This window comes from Succinivibrio dextrinosolvens DSM 3072 (genome assembly GCF_900167015.1).
In the GTDB taxonomy this organism is placed as follows: Bacteria; Pseudomonadota; Gammaproteobacteria; order Enterobacterales; family Succinivibrionaceae; genus Succinivibrio; species Succinivibrio dextrinosolvens.
Genome location: NZ_FUXX01000016.1, coordinates 31,114 through 48,694, shown reverse-complemented (window position 1 = coordinate 48,694; position 17,581 = coordinate 31,114). Strand labels below are relative to the sequence as shown.

Below are 17,581 nucleotides of genomic sequence, written 5' to 3'. Positions count from 1 at the left end.
CTGCGGGCAAGCTGAAAGTTTTTGAGTAGCTTCTTATCGCTGTCAAAATAACAGACCTGCATAACTCTGCTTGCCACATCAACAGCGACAGGATTTACACCAAGCGTGTCACGATGGTAAGCAATGGTTGCAAGTTCATAATCACTAAGCTTAGGTTTCATACGAAAGGTAGCTCCGATTAAATGTCTGTTGATTACAACTTCAATCAAAGCTATGGTGAACCTAGGAATACAAGCTTATTTTGAAGTACCTAGAGTCTGGAAATTGCGTCCGTTAAATTTATTTCCATTCTCTACATACTATTCATATAGTACTGTATTGAAAAGCAATGGACAGCCTACATCAGAGAAGGTAAGTCTCTGACAAAGAAAATCCTCACCTGGGATATGGTATCCCTGTCAGAAGGTTTTGAATTCACTAAATATCAGATAATCAAACGCTGATCCTGCCAATCCAACAAACGCGTTTGTTGGAAATCCCAGAAACCTGATTAAATCCCAGGAACGCGTTCATTGGAATAATCCCAGATACATGATTAAATCCTGGGAACGCGTTCCTGGGATTAGCAAAAGCTTTATTTAAAAGTGCGAAAAAACAGGTTTGGGAATCTTACTTCATTTCAGCATGATTCAAGGCACATTGAGTTTCAACTACGCTGTTTGATGCTCCCAAAACGAAATTGAAATGCTCATCGTAAAGCTCTGCATAGAAAGGACCTTTTCCATTATCAATTCCCTGTTTTGTTTTATCATGAATCTTTCTTAGGATTGCTTGTGATTTTATAAGCTCATCATGAGAAAGATCGTAGTTGGAGGTATAGTTCATACATAATTCACCACAAGTTCACTATATCTGTCTTTATCATATTAAAAAAACAAAAAATTATTAATATATTCAAAGAAAGATGTTTCTTTGTGTGAAGTGACTCTATTTTTATAGAGAAGGTAGATTATTTAGAAAATCAGTTTTAACTGAGAACTCAAGCGGTTGATTTGTTTCAGGATGGCTGAATTTCAGATAAAAGGCATGCAGACATAATCTGTCAGTTTTGTTCATTACCTCTTCTGATGCATAGAATCTGTCTCCCAATATTGGGTGTCCAATCTGTGCCATATGAACCCTGAGCTGATGAGATCTTCCTGTTACAGGGGTGAGTTTCACGGCACTTATATTATCTGACTGGTATTCATCGCTTATAATGCAGTTCTTCAGTTTACTGAACAGCGTTTTACATTCCTTTCCCTGTTTAAAATCGACGATCTGAAGTGGTCTGTTTTCAATATCACAGCGTAAAGGTAAATTTACTTCACCTGATTCAGGAATCTCTCCATTCACAAGGGCAACATATCTTTTTGAGACTGTTTTTATATTGAACTGTCGTCCAAGATTGGATATAGCCTGTTTGTTGAGTCCTACAACCATGATTCCAGAGGTATCCATATCAAGTCTGTGTACTGCCATAGCATCAGCGTGCATTGTCTGAATTCTGGCAATAATGCTGTCATGGTTTTCTGGAAGACGTCCTGGAACACTCAATAGACCGGATGGTTTGTTAACCACCATGATATGTTCGTCATGGAAAAGTATGTCGAGAAATGGTTCTTTTGGTGGATTGTATTTAAAACTGTTCAAGTTTTAGTCCTAGAGGCATGAGTAAGAGCTACTCATGCCATGTGACGAATATTATTTCTTCTCGAAGGTAGAAGCAGCAATTACCTTCTCTACATTAGATGAAGGAAGCTGTAGACCTAACTTCTTATAATCCTCAGCCATCATCTTGAAAGCTTTTTCGCAGTACTCAGTGTCATAGTAGGTATAGATAATTGCCTGGCAGTGACGAATTGCTGAAACCAGTGCTCCTCTATCCTGATAATAGCTTGCGATAGCCCATTCTCTCTTTGCAAGCTGATTCTTGATATAGACAAGACGATGATATGCATCAGCTGCGTATGGAGAGTTAGGATATCTGTCTATAAGATCCTTGAAGGCCTTATAGGCATCAAAATAATTCTGAGGATCTTTCTGAGAGCGATCGAATCCTAAGAAATCCTGAATCAGAGAGCCGTGTTTCTGCATTTCGTTTAAACCCTTCATATACAGAACATAATCTGCATACTGTGAATTTGGATTTAAACGTAGGAATCTTTCAATTGCAGCTGTAGTTTCAGCAGATTTGCGTGATTTGTAGTTTACATAAATAAGATCTAGCTGGACTTGATCGGTAAGTTCGCCAAAAGGATATCTTGAATCTAGAGCTTCAAGATAATCTCTAGCTTTTGCATAATCACCTGATGCAGCCATCTGACGAGCTTTTGCATGTAAAGCTTCCTGAGATAAATCTGGCACCGCATCTTTTTCAATTTTGTCTGAAGAGCAGCCTGTTACTGCAATTGCTGTTGCAATTACAAATGGCATGAGAATCTTCTTAAACATCAAATTCAGCCTCATGTTTTATTTTTAATATAGATACAATTTATCATTGTATATGTTATCTTATGCAGGAGTAAATATCTAATCTAAATTTTTGATAGTGAGCTTATGGCTGAAAAAATTAAATATATAGTAACTGACGAGCTTCATGGTAAGAGACTGGATGCTGCATTGGCTTCATTTGATGACACAAACTCAAGAAGTACATTGGGTGAGTTCATCAAGAATGGACTTGTCAGCGTTGATGGAACAATTACAAAAAAGCCTAGCGTAAAGGTAAGTACAGGTCAGGAAATTGAAGTAGATCTTCCTGAACCAGAGAATCTTGATGCCGTTCCTCAGGATATTCCTCTGGACATCATTTATCAGGATGATGATCTTATTGTTATAAATAAGCCTGTCGGACTGGTTGTTCATCCTGGTGCCGGTGTAAAGGACGGTACTGTTATGAATGCTATGCTATACCATTTCCCTTGCACAGCACAGCTTGCAAGAGCAGGTATTGTTCACCGTCTTGATAAAGACACCTCAGGTTTAATGGTGATTGCTCTTTCAAAATATGCTCAGATTAAACTTGTCCGCGCAATCAGTAAACACGATGTTGTTCGCGAATATGAGGCAATCTGTGAAGGTCTGATTACTGCTGGTGGTACTATCGAAAAAGATATTAGTCGTGACCCTCATAACCGTACAAAAATGGCTACAGTTTGTGACGGCATGGGAAGAGAGGCTGTAACTCACTACAGAGTTATGGAACAGTTCCGAGAACATACTCTTTTAAGACTGCGTCTTGAAACCGGTAGAACTCATCAGATCCGTGTTCATATGGCATCAATCGATCATCCTCTATTAGGTGACGGTACCTATGGCATTAAACGTCTGCGTCTGATGAAGGGCGCTTCAGAGGAGCTGTCAGATGCGTTAAGAAACTATCGCCATCAGGCTCTTCATGCAGCTCATATTGAATTTATTCATCCTATAAGTGGAGAGCCAATGTCTTTTGATGCTCCTATCCCAGACGATTTTAATAGGCTGATTGAACTTCTTAGAGAGGATGAAAGGGTAAATGGCGAAAAACTGTAGTTCTCTTGTTGAGGTCGAGAATTTTCTTAACGGAATAACTGCTGCTTATACCATCAGGGATGGCGGTAACAGTGAAGATCCATATAAAGGCTTTAATCTAGGTCTTCATGTCGGTGATGATGAGCATATTGTTCTGAAAAATAGACAGACTCTGGAGAAGTCCGTTCATAAGAGCATTGTGTGGATGAATCAGACTCATTCTGACAAGGTTGTTCTGTGTGATTACAGAAATGCGCAGAGTGCCAAGGCTATGCTTAGAGGTACTGAGGCCGTTTCTTTAGGCATAGAGGCTGATGGCATCGTAACAAATGACAGAAATGTTGCTCTGGCTGTACTTACAGCAGACTGTCTTCCTCTGCTTATGGCTAGTGAAGATAAAAAGGTTATAGCTGCAGTACACTGTGGATGGAAAGGTCTGAAGGCAGGAATCGTTAAGAATGCTGTAACTCTTATGAGAAGGTGTTCTCTTTCAAATATTCATGCTTATATTGGTCCATGTATTGGACCAAAGAGTTTTGAGGTAGGACAGGAAGTCTTAGATCTGTTTTCTGAGAATTTCTCTCATGCAAAAGAAGCCTTCGTTTCAGAAGACAACGGCAAATATCTTTGCTCTCTGCCTTTGCTTTGCTCTCAGGCTTTAACTGAGTGTGGCGTTAACAACATTGTTTACAGTGGAGAAGACACATATTCTGATGAGAAGTATTATTCCTATCGCAGATCAAATGTGACAGGACGTATGGCATCGATAATATCTATCAATTAAAAAATATCCCTTCTCTTTAAAAAATTGCAATAAGCCCCCATATTCATATTTAGACAAGATAAGTAAACTGAAAGAATATGAATATGAGGTATCAATCATGCGTTTAGACAGATTTACAGCTAAATTCCAAGAAGCGCTTGCTGATGCTCAATCTTTAGCTGTAGGACATGATAATCAGTTTATCGAACCAATTCATGTAATGTCAGCTCTTCTGGCACAGGAAGATGGTGCTATTAGACCTCTGGTTACATTGGCAGGTTCAGATCCTACTGCATTGAAATTACTTGTAGATAAGGCATTAGACAAGCTTCCAAAAGTATCTGGTGTTGGTGGAGACATTCAGCTTTCACCTCAGACCGGAAGATTATTGAATCTATGTGACAAACTTGCTCAGAAAGCTGGTGACTCTTATATTTCCTCTGAACTCTTTGTGTTAGCAGCATTGGAAGGAGACAGCGAATTAAAGGAGATTTTCTCCCGTTGTAACCTTACAAAAGAGAAACTGAATGCAGCGCTAAAAGAAATTCGTGGTGGTAAGAAGGTTAATGATGAGAATGCAGAAAACACCCGTGGTGCTTTAAAGAAATACTGCATTGATTTAACCGAGCGCGCAGAGAAGGGTAAGCTTGATCCTGTAATCGGTAGAGATGACGAGATCCGTCGTACTATGCAGGTTCTGCAGAGAAGAACCAAGAATAATCCTGTACTAATTGGTGAGCCTGGTGTAGGTAAAACTGCTATTGTTGAAGGTTTGGCTCAGCGTATTGTAAAGGGCGAGGTTCCTGAGGGGCTAAAGAACAAAAGAGTTTTATCTCTGGATTTAGGTGCTCTGATTGCCGGTGCAAAATATCGTGGTGAGTTTGAGGAGCGTCTAAAGGCAGTTTTAAACGATCTTGCCAAGGAAGAGGGAAAGATCATTCTGTTCATAGACGAGTTACATACCATGGTTGGCGCAGGTAAGTCTGAGGGCTCAATGGATGCTGGCAATATGTTGAAACCTGCTCTGGCTCGTGGTGATTTACATTGCATGGGTGCAACAACCCTTGATGAGTACCGTCAGTATGTTGAAAAGGATGCAGCTTTAGAGCGTCGTTTCCAGAAGGTTTTCGTTGGGGAGCCTTCAGTTGAGAGCACAATCGCTATTCTGCGTGGCCTTAAAGAGCGTTATGAGATTCATCATCACGTTCAGATTACAGACCCTGCAATTGTAGCAGCAGCAACTCTGTCCAACAGATATATATCTGACAGACAGCTTCCTGATAAGGCTATTGACCTTATTGACGAGGCTGCTGCAAGTATCAGACTGCAGATTGACTCTAAGCCTGAGCCTTTGGATAAACTGGATCGACGTCTTATTCAGCTGAAGATGGAACGTCAGACCGTTGCAAAGGAAACTGATGATGCAAGTAAGAAACGTCTTGCTGCTATTGATGAAGAAATTGCACAGAAGGATGAGGAATACAAAAAACTCACCGATATGTGGAAGCACGATAAGCTGATTTTAGATGGTACCCAGAAGCTGAAGGTTAAACTTGATGCTGCTCGTCATGAGTTTGATGTTGCCAAGAGAAACAGTGATCTTAACAGAATGAGTGAGCTGCAGTACGGTATCATCCCAACTCTTGAAAAGCAGATTGCACAAATCAACGAGGCTTCCGGAAATGGATCTGATACTCAGCTTGTTCGTAACAAGGTTACAGACGCAGAAATTGCAGAGGTTGTATCTAAAGCTACCGGTATTCCTGTATCAAAGATGCTTGAGGGAGAACGTTCAAAACTTCTGAGAATGGAAGAGTCATTGCATAAGCGTGTTATCGGACAGAGTGAAGCGGTTGAAGCTATTGCCAATGCTATCAGACGTAGCAGAGCAGGTCTATCTGATCCAAACAGACCAATTGGTTCTTTCATGTTCCTAGGCCCAACTGGTGTTGGTAAGACTGAGCTGTGTAAAGCCTTAGCTGAATTCCTGTTTGATACGGAAAAGGCAATGGTTCGTATCGATATGTCTGAGTTTATGGAAAAGCACACCGTTTCCAGATTGGTTGGTGCGCCTCCAGGATATGTCGGTTATGAGCAGGGAGGATATCTGACAGAAGCAGTACGTCGCAGACCTTACTCTGTGATCCTTCTGGATGAAATTGAAAAAGCTCATCCTGACGTTTTCAATATTCTTCTGCAGGTTCTGGATGATGGTCGTCTGACTGATGGTCAGGGAAGAACTGTTGATTTTAGAAATACAGTAATCATCATGACATCAAATCTTGGCTCAGCAATGATTCAGGAGGAGAGTGGCAAGAGTGATTATGATGCGATAAAAGCAAAGCTTCTTAATATCCTTGAACAGAACTTTAAACCTGAATTCCTCAACCGTGTTGATGAGACAGTGGTATTCCATCCTCTGAATCATGAGCACATTAAGAGTATTGCCAAGATTCAGCTTGAGACTCTGTCCAACAGACTTAAGAATGCAGGCTTTGAGCTATCACTTGGTGACAGTATCTACGAGAGAGTTGCAACAGTTGGTTTTGATCCTGTATTTGGTGCAAGACCTTTACGTAGAGCAATTCAGAATGAGATTGCAGATCCTCTATCTAAGCTGCTGTTGTCAGGCAAGATTCCAACCAACAAGGCTTTGAATCTTGAGATTGATAAGGATGGCAAGCTCAGCTGTAAAGCTGTAAAGCAGGCATAATGGGCTTTTTGATAACGTGTAATTTGTATTAACGTTAGGAATAACCTCGCCATCGTTTTGACCTTAAGTCAGAATCTTATGGCGAGGTCTGTTGTATAGCATCATTATCCTATCAAAATAATACTCACAGCTTTATACAGAATGTGAGTTTTTGAATTTTTTAGGCTATAATAAAGACAAAGGGCAGAGATTTCTCTCCACCCTTGACTGCGGTTTTACCAAGCGGCTGGACACCAGAATAGTAAAACCAGGATAATAAATATAAAGATATATTTCATTTTGAAACCTTATCTTTCGTTTATTACAAGGCTCTACCTACTAGGGTCAGCGGAAATGACTCTAGTATGAGCTAGAGCCACCCTTGCGGGAAAACCGCGCGCTTATATTATTACATTCCTTTTTCTGTTTGTTTTGTTATCTCTTTATTAATTTACGTTTTTATCTCTTATTTGAAAAATTGCATTGTCACTTTTACAAAAATCCAATATTAAGAATTCTAATCAAACAAGAAAAGAATAAATTTGAAAAATTCTGTACTCCTTGTAGAAGAGTTACTAATTTTTTTTCGAAATCATATTTCTCAATATCTTGGGTATAGCCTACTTGGATTCTTGAATATATAAGTAATAAATGAGATGTTCCGCATTTTCATGCCGAAGCCGTTAATGAGTTTTACTCGTGTTTTTTTATAAACTTAGATAAAGGATCTCTATATCCGTCATCCTTTACCAGAATCTGCATCTGAGGCAGATTTGGCGCCTTACAGTTAGGCATATCAATTCCAACCTTTCCATCCTTATAGATTTTCTGATGCTCTCCTAGGTATATGAAAGGCATATGACTGAACAGGTTAGGAATTTCATCCAGAAAGTCTGCGATAACGTCCATTCCCTTGTCAGCAAGAGCTATACATGCTTTTTCATCTCTGCTGTGATAAAGCATTCTTGCGATCTGCATAAAGAAGGTCTGTATCGAACCTTCTAATGATGCTCCGTAGAAATATGTTGATGGATCCGTTTTCAGGTAATAAAGAACCTCGGAAACTGTTTCCATATTCTTTATGTAATCAACTCTGTTGTCTGGTTTTTTGAGTATTATGGACTTTATTTTGTTACAGGTTTGAGTAAAGATCTCATTATTGAAAGCCTTTGTAATCAGCTCCTTTGAAAGGCTGATTTTAGATGTTTTCTCCTGTGTTATATAAGTGAATAATTCTTTTTTATCTATATCAGGAAGCTTATCAAAAATGTTGTTCAAATCTTCACTGTGAACTGGTTGTGCCTGTTCAAGCAATGCTCCATCAGAACAGTTATGACAGACAAGATCAGGTCTGCCAAGCTTTTCCATCTGCAGCACAAAATCCATATTTCTTCTTGATAGATCAAAAAGATATCCTGTTTCACATGTTCCACCGAAATTAGCTGGAACGGTCTTGGTGATAGTATAGTTTCCTCCTGTATCTCCAACACCTCTTTCCTTGTACAGAGTGGTGAATTCTGAATGCATTGAATTAGTACCAGTCTTTTTACCGTTATCTAATCCAAACAGATAGAGATTGTTAAACCCGAAGTATACTGCTCCGGATAGTCCCATATTACCGACAAGCGGGTTCATAAGCTGAATGTGCTGAACTTTTCTGAACTCAGGAAAATTCATTGCAAAATATGGATAGAATGGTTCATCTGGCTTACCGAATATAGCTGTATGCTTAAATTCGTTTAAGGTATATGGATGGCATACATCACCGGTTAAAAGAACAATATCATCAAAAAACTCTTTATCAGAAATTGTGCTTAGAGCTTGTTTTATCTGTGGAGTTCTTTCGGTATTAGCATAAAAATCTGGTTTTATTCCCGCATGGTATAAAGCATCTATTGCTGTTCCACAGGCAATAATAACTGCCTTATCCTGATATTTACGAATAAAAGGAATATCGTGATCTAAAGATGGACCAGAACCGATGATAAATACAGGTTTGTTTTTGTATTCTTCTTTTAATGGGGTATTTAAAACAAAGTTCTTTTCATTTAAGACTGCATAACATGCATGGGATGCTCCGAAAAGATGATCATCGGTAAAGCCCATTGCTGCATTAATTGATCTGTAGTGCTTATCAAATAATGAAATGAATTCTTTTACTTTTTTGTTGGAATAATGGATAAATCCAAGCCAGGTTCCAGAAAGGAATCTTCCATGACGTTCATAGAATCTTTCCAGATCAATAAAGAACTGATCTGAATTCTGCCCCAGCATCAGATGAATTCCAAGCTTGTTTTCAAATATGTAATCTAGAAAAGGAGCCCATTCGAAAGCCTGTAACGATGCGTAGAATATATCAGTATTTGGTTCCACAATAATCAGGTTGGCTATTTCTACCTGATTGTAAAGATCAGCAAGTGGATATCCCAGTCCAATTCCAAGCATTACACAGTTTGGAAGAGATTCGATCTGCTTGGGAGTAACAGTTTTATCTCTGATAACAGACTGTTCAATTTCAACAAGTCTGTTGTTGTATTTAAAATGAAGCTGACCATATGGGTCATACTCAACCTGATACCTTAACTGGTTGATGTTTGAATTGTTTATGATATTTGAAATCTGATTATGAGTTAGCTCAAAAGGATCTGCTGTTTTATACAGAATATCATTGCTGTCTGTAAAAATCAGATTTGGAATTTCATTTTTTAGACAGAAAAAGTCCATATTTGTTTTAGGGGTGTATTTTTCAAATGTTTTGGCTACATCTGGAATATATTTCCTAAAAGCTTCCATATTTCTGTTAAAACGATCCTTAAGTCCTTCTTTCATAACCTGCTGCAGAGAGGTTATTTCATGGAGGTCTTCAAGACTTTTAATAAAGATATCAGAATACTTTTTTTCAAGCTGTTCTAATTCTGAATCTTTGTGTATGAATGGGTTAATCTGTTGTTCTGTCATTTATAAAAAAATCTTGTATTTGAGATAGTTATTTGTTTTTCCTATCATATCATTTATTATTGTTCTGCGTTTTAGACTTTACTCCAAAAATGAATAAGAAAAATCAAATCTGTATTGGAGTTTGTAATAATTGGTTCTTGTAAACTAGATACAAAAGAATATCTCTATCACTTAGTTTTTTGACCACTAAACAGGAAATAAGACAGGCTTGTGATTTATGCAAAAGAATAAAGGAAATGAAATCAGCTCCGAGAATAATCAGGAATTATCTGTACAGAATCTTGCTGAATTAAAGAAAATCCAGTCTGATATGTATCAGTTTCTCGAAGAGAGATTCTGTAATAACTTGGAGTCATTTAAAAAGTACTACCCAGATATAGCCAAAAGATTTGAGTCTTATACCCCTGTCAAAAGTTTTGAATTCTTCTGTACCACAAACGGCATTCCTAACCTGATATTTACTCAGAAGAATGAATTCTTTTATAAAACTGAAGACCCTATCCAGTACTGTCAGGAGGAGATGGATAAGTTTCTGTCAGAGGCCAAAGTTCAGCAGACCAAATATCAGAAAGAATTTGACCCATATGGGCAGATTCATTTTAAATACAGTAACCAAGCTGTGGCGATTGAGAATTCCCTACCTAGAGATAAAGAGCTTTTAATAAAGGATATTAAGTCATTCCCAAACTGCCTGATGATTGGTATAGGTCTTGGCTATCATCTTGCAAGACTCTATGAACAGGTTGAGATTGAGAATCTGGTACTGGTTGAACCTGATCCAGACCTGTTTTATGCTTCAATGTTTGCTTTTGACTGGAGTAATCTTCTTGATTATCTGCATGAAAGTGAGCATCTGATTCATTTTATTATCGGAGTTGATACAGATCATCTATTTTTAGATATAGAATCTGCCTATAAGAAATCTGGTCTGTTCTTATCCGGCTCCTGGTTTACATATATTCATTACATAAATGATGAGACCAGGAAGACCTGGGATGAGATAAAAAAACACTTTGATCAGATCCACGAAGCCATAGGCTTCTTTGATGATCACCTGTTTGCGACAAGTCAGGGCATTGAGCTTATAAATAACAAGCATAGGTTTGTCTTAAATAAGCCTTTAAAGAAAGAATATAAAGATTTGCCTGTATTTGTAATTGGTGCTGGTCCATCCTTCGATCACGATATTCCTTTTTTAAGAAAATATCAGGATAAGGCAATTGTAGTCGCCTGTGGAACGGCTATTGATTCTCTTTACCATGCAGGGATAAAACCTGATTTTTATGTAAATCTGGAAAGAACGTTTAACGTTGGAGATTCAACTCTTGGTGTTATTCCAGATCAGAAGTTTTTACAGGATATTATCATTGTTGCATCAGATACCTGCCACAGAAATACTCTTAAATATTTTAAGAACTCAGCTATTTTTGCCAAGAATGATGAACCGTTTTTCCCTTATTTAACCGCTTATTATCCTGAGCTTGAAAAAATACAGGAGATAAAGCTGTCAAATCCTGTGGTAGGAAATGCGGGACTGGCTTCTGCCATCTACTTTGGGTTTGAAAATATCTATCTTTTCGGAGTTGATAACGGTAAAAAGATAGGTACTAACAATATGCACTCCTCCTACACCACCCTGTACACCAACAGAGGTGTTGTGGATAATGCTGGTCCTTATCAGATAGAGAAAGTTCTGCCGGGTAATTTCGGTGGACAATGTGAGAGCAGTTTCTTTTTTGTCATGTCGGGGCATAATATAAGCTTCCTGTTGCAGATGGAGAAACTAAACAATGAAAAGCTTGTCTGTCATAACTGTTCTGATGGTATTTTTATGGAGAATACCATTCCTACTCATTCTGAAGATCTTATCAAAGAGTTTTCAGCAAAGCCTGATATTGATAAACAGAAGTTCTCTGAATATGTAATTGGGGAGAAAACTGCTGTTTTACACTTCCCTGAACATGCCTTCAGCAAGCTCTTTGATTCTGTGAAGTTTAATGAAATCTGTCAGAAATCTCTTAATATACTTGATAACCTGCCAGATAATAGAGTTGATTATGTTAAGGTGATGGTAAAGCTTTCAGAATATATATCTGATCTTATGAATGACAGAGAAACATTCTACTATGGATCTGTCTTAAATGGCAGTATTCAGAATCTGTTTATTCTGGTTTCAAGAGCTCTTTATCACTGCGCAGATGAGTCTAAATGTATAGAGGCTGCCAACAGGATTATGAGTCTGGTGAAAGACTTCTTAAATGAAGCTCAGGTGCTATTCTCTTATCTACCTGATTATGCCATGTGGGATCATAGAAAATATTTTAAAGATTGTCAGGTAGGAATGGATACATCCTATGGTAAGGCTCCTCCATTCCCGGGTAAATTTGAGATTATCAGAACCCTGTTTGACGATCCTCTGAAAACATTTGTGAAGAGGTACGAGTGAAAATACTATTTCTTTTCTCGAAACATGGTTCGATGAGGGAATATTCCCATAAAAATGTATGGAGCCTAGTATCTGTATCTTTTATGAGGTTGTCAAACTCTTTATTGTGAGCGTTCGCTTTTTTTTTATTTTTCAATTGTGAAAAAATGGAGAGAACGAGATTTCTTGTTTGGTATATTTGATTTTTTTTAAGTGTTGTATGTATAACTATAGAAATTGGTTTTAAATTTATTTCTAACTGTTACGATAATAGATTAAGGTAGGCCTTTTCTCGAATTCATTCTTTTATTTTTTTTTCTTTTTATGATTCGTTTTTTTTTAGCAAAACAGAGTTTGCTGTATTTATAAAACAAATATGTTTCAGAGGGTGTATTTATGTCCTTTTATAAATTTAATCATGTTAAGGTTTCTGCGATTTCTGTTGTGGTACCAGAGCACGAAATATCTATCTATGATGAGGCTATGTATTATGACAATAACATAAAAAAAATAGATAGAATGAGAAAAATTGTAGGTTTTTTCAAAAGAAGAACCGCAGATGAAGATGTTACTCCCTCAGATTTGGCAATTGCGGCGGCTAATAACTTATTTGAAGAACAGTCAATTGAGAAAGGAAGTATAGATGCACTCATATACGTTCATCAGAAGCTTTCGTATCCGGGGCCTGTTGATGCTTATGAGATTCACCATAAATTAGGATTATCTCCAGATTGTATCTGCACAAGTGTTTTGCAGGGGTGTGCCGGATGGGTTTATGGTCTGTTTTTGTGCTCACAGATGATTGAGAGTGGGGGGATTAAAAGAATTCTTCTTTTAAATGCAGATACTCCTTCTGTTGGAATTAATATAAAGGATCGAAACTTAGCTCCTATTTTTGGAGATGGCGGAAGTGCAACTTTTATTGAATTCTCAGAAGAACAAATTGAATCCTTTTTTGGAGTATCTACTTTTAGTTCTGGTTTTGACACAATTATTTCTCCTGCTGGTGGTTGTCGATTAAGATATAATCATAATCTTCCACCAGATGATCCATTTAATGCCCCTCTTGTTGATAAATTCACTTCAAAAGCAGGTTATTTAACCCGTCTTATGGCAGGTCATATGGATGGAGATGCTGTATTCGAATTCACAATGAATAAAGTTCCTGAGCAGATTAAATCTGTTCTATCTTTTTCTGGATATAAACACTCTGACATAGCCAAGTGCTGTCTTCATCAGGCGAATAAGCAAATTGTTCAGACAGTTGCCTGTGCTGCTGGATTTAGTATTGAAGATGCACCTTGTTCTGTTTTTGAAAACTACGGTAATAACACAATGTGTTCAATTCCTTCTGTTTTATCCGAGATTTTATCAAAAGAGGAGTCAAAACTAGAGACTAAACCTTATTTATGCTCAGGTTTTGGGAATGGTCTTGTCGTGGCTACCGCAATTTTAGATTTAAAAAATACATTTTCTTCAGGAATAAAAAATTTTGAAAAAGATGCAGATTTTAAGACAAGATCTCAGTGGATTGATTATTGGAAATCTAAAGTTGCAGGAAAGATTTGATGGAAAAAAAACTAATTACCTTCAAGAATTTTGGATTGCTAGATGAAAATGAAGTAAAGTTAGTTTATCAGTGGAGAACTCTCGATTATATAAGAGAAAACATGGATAATTCAGATGGTTTTTCTTATGATTCGCACATCAGATTCTGTCAGAGCTTAAAAGAAAAAAAAGATAAAAAATATTTTTTAGTTTATGTAAATAACAATCCTTGTGCAGTACTTGATTTTGTTAATATCAATGAACGTGATCACAGTGCAGAAAGTGGTTTTTATATAATTCGAGAACATAATGAATATGCTTATCCTATAAGCAGATGTGCAAATTCATTGTGCAATCACTTTGGCTTAATTGTTATACGTACACATGTTCTTAAATTTAATACAAAGGCAATCTTGTATAACTTAATGAAATTAAAAGGCAATCTTGTAAAAGAGGATGATAAGGCTGTTTATTTTGAGTTTTATTCATTTCCGGAAGATTATGATAACGATCCTTTTTTTTCAAAATATAGTTTTAAAATAATTGGATAATTAAGGAGATTCTTATGAATAAAGAAGAAATGCTACAAAAAATAATTGAAGTTATTGACCCTATAGATGAAATAACTTCTGAAACAGTTATTTCTGAATGTGATGATATCGATTCTTTGGCTTTATTTAGTCTTGTTGTTTTTCTTAAAAATCAGGGCAAAAATTATTCCTTAGCAGATTTGGGCAAGTGTAATACTGTAGGTGATCTTGTTGATCTTGCTTTGAAATAGACTCATAATGCTCAAAATACAACTATCTTTAGATTCTCTTGTTCTAAATGAACCAATTGAAATAAATATAGCTTTACCTCAGCCTCTGTCTTTCAAAAAACAGTCATTTAAAAATATATGGTGCCTTCATGGTGCCATTTCAGGTGGAAATCTGTTTTTTGAAAGATTAAATCTTTTGGATTTGGTTGATAACGGCTATGTTGTGATTTGTCCTTCTCTTTCAAATTCCTTTTACTTGAATTCTTTCAACAGGAATGTCGCTGATTTTCTTGATCTTGAATTGTATCCATACTTGCTAGATTTATTACCGTTATCAAGTTTAAGAGAGAATAATATTTGTCTTGGACTCTCAATGGGGGCTTATGGTGCATTGAACTGGAGTATTAGACGGAGTAGCTATTTTTATAGGGTATTTTTACTTTCTGGATTTTATGATTACAGATTACCTGTTGATTTTAGAATAAAAAATCAAAGAGAAACTAAAATATTAGCTAGTATTCTGTTTCCTTATATGAAAACTGCGTGTGAGGAAGATAATTCAATAAAGTTTTCGGCCGATATTCTAAAGCAGCTTGAGATAATAGACTCATCTTCTCTAAGTTTTTTTCCAAAGTTTGATTTTATATGTGGAGATCATGATTATTTAAGTTTAAATCAGACTGAGTATTTTTTTAATATTATTTCAAACAAGGGAATTCCATCGACATTAAGGATAATTGAGAATGGAATGCATGATATTAAAACTTGGCGAAAATTTATCAGTGAATTACCAACGATTTTAAAGGAACCTCTTTTATGAAGACTTATGTTATTACAGGAGCAACCTCTGGGATAGGTGAAAGCTTGATTCGTTCTTTTGAGGGAGAGTCTGTTCATGTTTACGCTTTAGGAAGATCTCAGGAAAAGTTAGAGCGACTAAAACAGTCTTTAATGGGAAAAGTTCAAATAGATACAGTCTTAATTGAATTAAGTAATGTTCCCTCAATTAAAGATTCAATATCTTCGATTTTGAACGATAAAATTGATGGATTTATTCACTGTGCAGGTATATCAATGGAAGTTCCTCTTAGGAAGATTAAATATGATGCTTTCTCAAATATTATGAATGTGAATTTTTTTTCATTTGTAGAAATATTACGTTTACTTGTATGTAATAAGGATAAAACTAGTCAGTTTAGGGTTGTAGCATTATCTTCAATTGCCTCTTTTAGAGGAACTTTTGGAACATCAATGTACTCTGCAACAAAAGGTGCGCTAGATAGTTTTGTAAGATCGATTTCTCAAGGTTTGATAAAAAGCAATGTTGAAATTAATACTATACAGCCTGTTATGGTTGATACTCCTATGATTCAAACAATTAAAGAGGCACATGGATTTCAATATGAATCTTTTATTAATTCATTTCAGCCACAAGGAATTCTATCAGTTGATGATGTTGTTGAACAGATAAGATTCATGCTTTACAAAAAATCAACTAAGGTTACAGGAACAGCAATATATTTGAACGCGGGGAAGATATAAAAATGAATAATAGGCTGAGATGGAGCTACATTCTTGCAGGTCCTCTATTGTTTTCTTTATTTTATTTTTTTATTCCTACTTATGTATTTGGTTCTAAGGAAGCTAATGGAGCTGTTGGCACGGTTATTTGGATGGCCCTATGGTGGGTAACCTGTCCAGTGGATCTTGCTGTAACTGCTTTCTTACCTATTGCTGTAAATGCAATTTTCCAAATTGCAGATATGAATGCTGTTATCTCAAATTATTCGTCGGAGACAATTCTTCTTCTTTTGGGCGCTTCTATAATGACCGTTTCATGGGAGGTAACAGGAGTTGATAAGAGGATAGCTTCTTTAATCTTATCTTGTATGGGGCCGAATCTTCGTATTCAGGTTTCTCTCTGGTTCCTTATGTCTGCATGTTTATCTTCAATTCTTCCTAATGCAGTTGTGTGTGCCTCAATCATCCCAATTGCTGTTGCTATGCTTAGATTTGCTGGTGAAGTAGACATAGCTAAATCAGAAAAAGCTTCTTTGGTTCTTCTTACTATTGTCTATGGAGCAGGTGTTGGAGGATTAGCTACTCCTTTAGGTGGTGCAATGAATTTGGTTACTGTAAAGTACATTGAAGATATAACTAAAGAAGAATTTATGTATTTGGATTGGGTAATTAACTTCCTTCCTATAATGTTTTTTTTAGTTGTATCTAATATTATCTACTTAATATTTCAGTGTAAAAAAACTGATACATTACGAGGAACAAAAGATTTCTATTTAAATGAATATAAAAAGCTTAATAAGGCAACATTTGAAGAAAAACTGGTGTTGATTCTGTTTGCGGTTGCAACTGTATTATCCTTTACAAGACAGTTTTATGCTTCATTTCTCCCTGGTCTTAAACCTGCATATGTATTCATTATTTGCGCGATTCTATCTTTTTTGATTGTTAGAAAAAATGGAACAAGAGTTCTTGTTTGGAAAGTTACCCAACAAAAGGTTGTATGGGAGCTGATATATGTTTTTGCCGGTGGTCTGGCTGTTGGTTGCATGATTAATCAAAGTGGAGCCGCAAATGCAATTGGAAACTATATGTCTGACTTAAATAGTGATAATTCATTTATTCTGGTTGCTACTATATTAGTCTTCACTATTCTACTTTCTGATATAACCAGTAATACGGCTACAGCAGCTGTTGCCATTCCTATAGTTATAGCGGTAACCTCTGGATTAGGTAAAGATTCTATTCCTTATGTTTATATAGCTGCAATTGGTGTAAATCTATCATATATGCTTCCAACGTCAATAAGAGCAATTCCCATAGGATACGGAATGTTACCTTCTTATATGTTGAAAAAAGGTATTCCTATCACTGTTATTATGCTAGTGTCCCTAAGTTTGCTGAGTTACATTAGTTTTATGTGAT

Annotated in this window: 15 protein-coding genes; 10 read left to right on the top strand and 5 right to left on the bottom strand. The window is 36.6% G+C overall.

All coding sequences use genetic code 11. The features are described from left to right. From B5D46_RS05935 to B5D46_RS05920, 4 genes are all read right to left on the bottom strand, one after another. Nucleotides 1-209, bottom strand: a 209-nt coding sequence (locus B5D46_RS05935; RefSeq protein WP_143675611.1) for a hypothetical protein, incomplete at its 3' end; no start/stop codon positions are given. Nucleotides 210-609: 400 nt separating this feature from the next. After that, the gene (locus B5D46_RS05930; RefSeq protein ID WP_078928673.1) at nucleotides 610-825 is read right to left on the bottom strand and encodes a hypothetical protein; all 216 of its coding nucleotides are present in this window, start codon (nucleotides 823-825) and stop codon (nucleotides 610-612) included. 108 nt (nucleotides 826-933) lie between these two features. After that, nucleotides 934-1,632 (bottom strand): pseudouridine synthase, encoded by a 699-nt coding sequence (locus B5D46_RS05925; RefSeq protein WP_234973828.1) that lies wholly within the window; start codon nucleotides 1,630-1,632, stop codon nucleotides 934-936. Between the two features lie 51 nt (nucleotides 1,633-1,683). Then, nucleotides 1,684-2,433 carry an outer membrane protein assembly factor BamD gene (locus tag B5D46_RS05920; RefSeq protein WP_159443032.1) on the bottom strand — a complete coding sequence of 250 codons (750 nt, stop codon included), beginning with the start codon at nucleotides 2,431-2,433 and terminating at the stop codon, nucleotides 1,684-1,686. Nucleotides 2,434-2,538: 105 nt separating this feature from the next. Here B5D46_RS05920 and rluD point away from each other — a divergent pair, with 105 nt between their 5' ends. The 3 genes from rluD (at nucleotide 2,539) to clpB (ending at nucleotide 6,968) form a co-directional block, all read left to right on the top strand. After that, nucleotides 2,539-3,513 carry a 23S rRNA pseudouridine(1911/1915/1917) synthase RluD gene (gene rluD / locus B5D46_RS05915; RefSeq protein WP_078928671.1) on the top strand — a complete coding sequence of 325 codons (975 nt, stop codon included), beginning with the start codon at nucleotides 2,539-2,541 and terminating at the stop codon, nucleotides 3,511-3,513. After that, on the top strand, nucleotides 3,497-4,276 hold the full coding sequence (gene pgeF / locus B5D46_RS05910; RefSeq protein WP_078928670.1) for a peptidoglycan editing factor PgeF: 780 nt from the start codon (nucleotides 3,497-3,499) through the stop codon (nucleotides 4,274-4,276). Before rluD ends, pgeF begins: the two co-directional genes overlap by 17 nt. Before the next feature lie 97 nt (nucleotides 4,277-4,373). Further along, the gene (gene clpB / locus B5D46_RS05905; protein ID WP_078928669.1) at nucleotides 4,374-6,968 is read left to right on the top strand and encodes an ATP-dependent chaperone ClpB; all 2,595 of its coding nucleotides are present in this window, start codon (nucleotides 4,374-4,376) and stop codon (nucleotides 6,966-6,968) included. Between the two features lie 672 nt (nucleotides 6,969-7,640). Here clpB and B5D46_RS05900 read toward each other — a convergent pair. Next, nucleotides 7,641-9,905: a motility associated factor glycosyltransferase family protein gene (locus tag B5D46_RS05900; protein WP_078928668.1), complete on the bottom strand. Its 2,265-nt coding sequence runs from the start codon at nucleotides 9,903-9,905 to the stop codon at nucleotides 7,641-7,643. Nucleotides 9,906-10,122: 217 nt separating this feature from the next. Between B5D46_RS05900 and B5D46_RS05895 the strand changes: the two genes are divergently transcribed. The 7 genes from B5D46_RS05895 (at nucleotide 10,123) to B5D46_RS05865 (ending at nucleotide 17,580) form a co-directional block, all read left to right on the top strand. Beyond that, nucleotides 10,123-12,351 (top strand): motility associated factor glycosyltransferase family protein, encoded by a 2,229-nt coding sequence (locus B5D46_RS05895; RefSeq protein ID WP_078928667.1) that lies wholly within the window; start codon nucleotides 10,123-10,125, stop codon nucleotides 12,349-12,351. A 462-nt stretch (nucleotides 12,352-12,813) separates the two neighbouring features. Continuing rightward, nucleotides 12,814-13,899, top strand: coding sequence for a 3-oxoacyl-[acyl-carrier-protein] synthase III C-terminal domain-containing protein (locus B5D46_RS05890; RefSeq protein ID WP_159443031.1), 1,086 nt, complete (start codon nucleotides 12,814-12,816; stop codon nucleotides 13,897-13,899). Then, nucleotides 13,899-14,429 carry a hypothetical protein gene (locus B5D46_RS05885; protein ID WP_078928665.1) on the top strand — a complete coding sequence of 177 codons (531 nt, stop codon included), beginning with the start codon at nucleotides 13,899-13,901 and terminating at the stop codon, nucleotides 14,427-14,429. Before B5D46_RS05890 ends, B5D46_RS05885 begins: the two co-directional genes overlap by 1 nt. Nucleotides 14,430-14,443: 14 nt before the next feature. Continuing rightward, nucleotides 14,444-14,659 (top strand): acyl carrier protein, encoded by a 216-nt coding sequence (locus tag B5D46_RS05880; RefSeq protein ID WP_078928664.1) that lies wholly within the window; start codon nucleotides 14,444-14,446, stop codon nucleotides 14,657-14,659. A 7-nt stretch (nucleotides 14,660-14,666) separates the two neighbouring features. Then, on the top strand, nucleotides 14,667-15,458 hold the full coding sequence (locus tag B5D46_RS05875; RefSeq protein ID WP_078928663.1) for an alpha/beta hydrolase-fold protein: 792 nt from the start codon (nucleotides 14,667-14,669) through the stop codon (nucleotides 15,456-15,458). Next, nucleotides 15,455-16,180: an SDR family oxidoreductase gene (locus B5D46_RS05870; RefSeq protein WP_078928662.1), complete on the top strand. Its 726-nt coding sequence runs from the start codon at nucleotides 15,455-15,457 to the stop codon at nucleotides 16,178-16,180. Before B5D46_RS05875 ends, B5D46_RS05870 begins: the two co-directional genes overlap by 4 nt. Nucleotides 16,181-16,182: 2 nt before the next feature. Continuing rightward, on the top strand, nucleotides 16,183-17,580 hold the full coding sequence (locus tag B5D46_RS05865) for an SLC13 family permease (protein WP_078928661.1): 1,398 nt from the start codon (nucleotides 16,183-16,185) through the stop codon (nucleotides 17,578-17,580). Nucleotide 17,581: the final 1 nt, after the last annotated feature.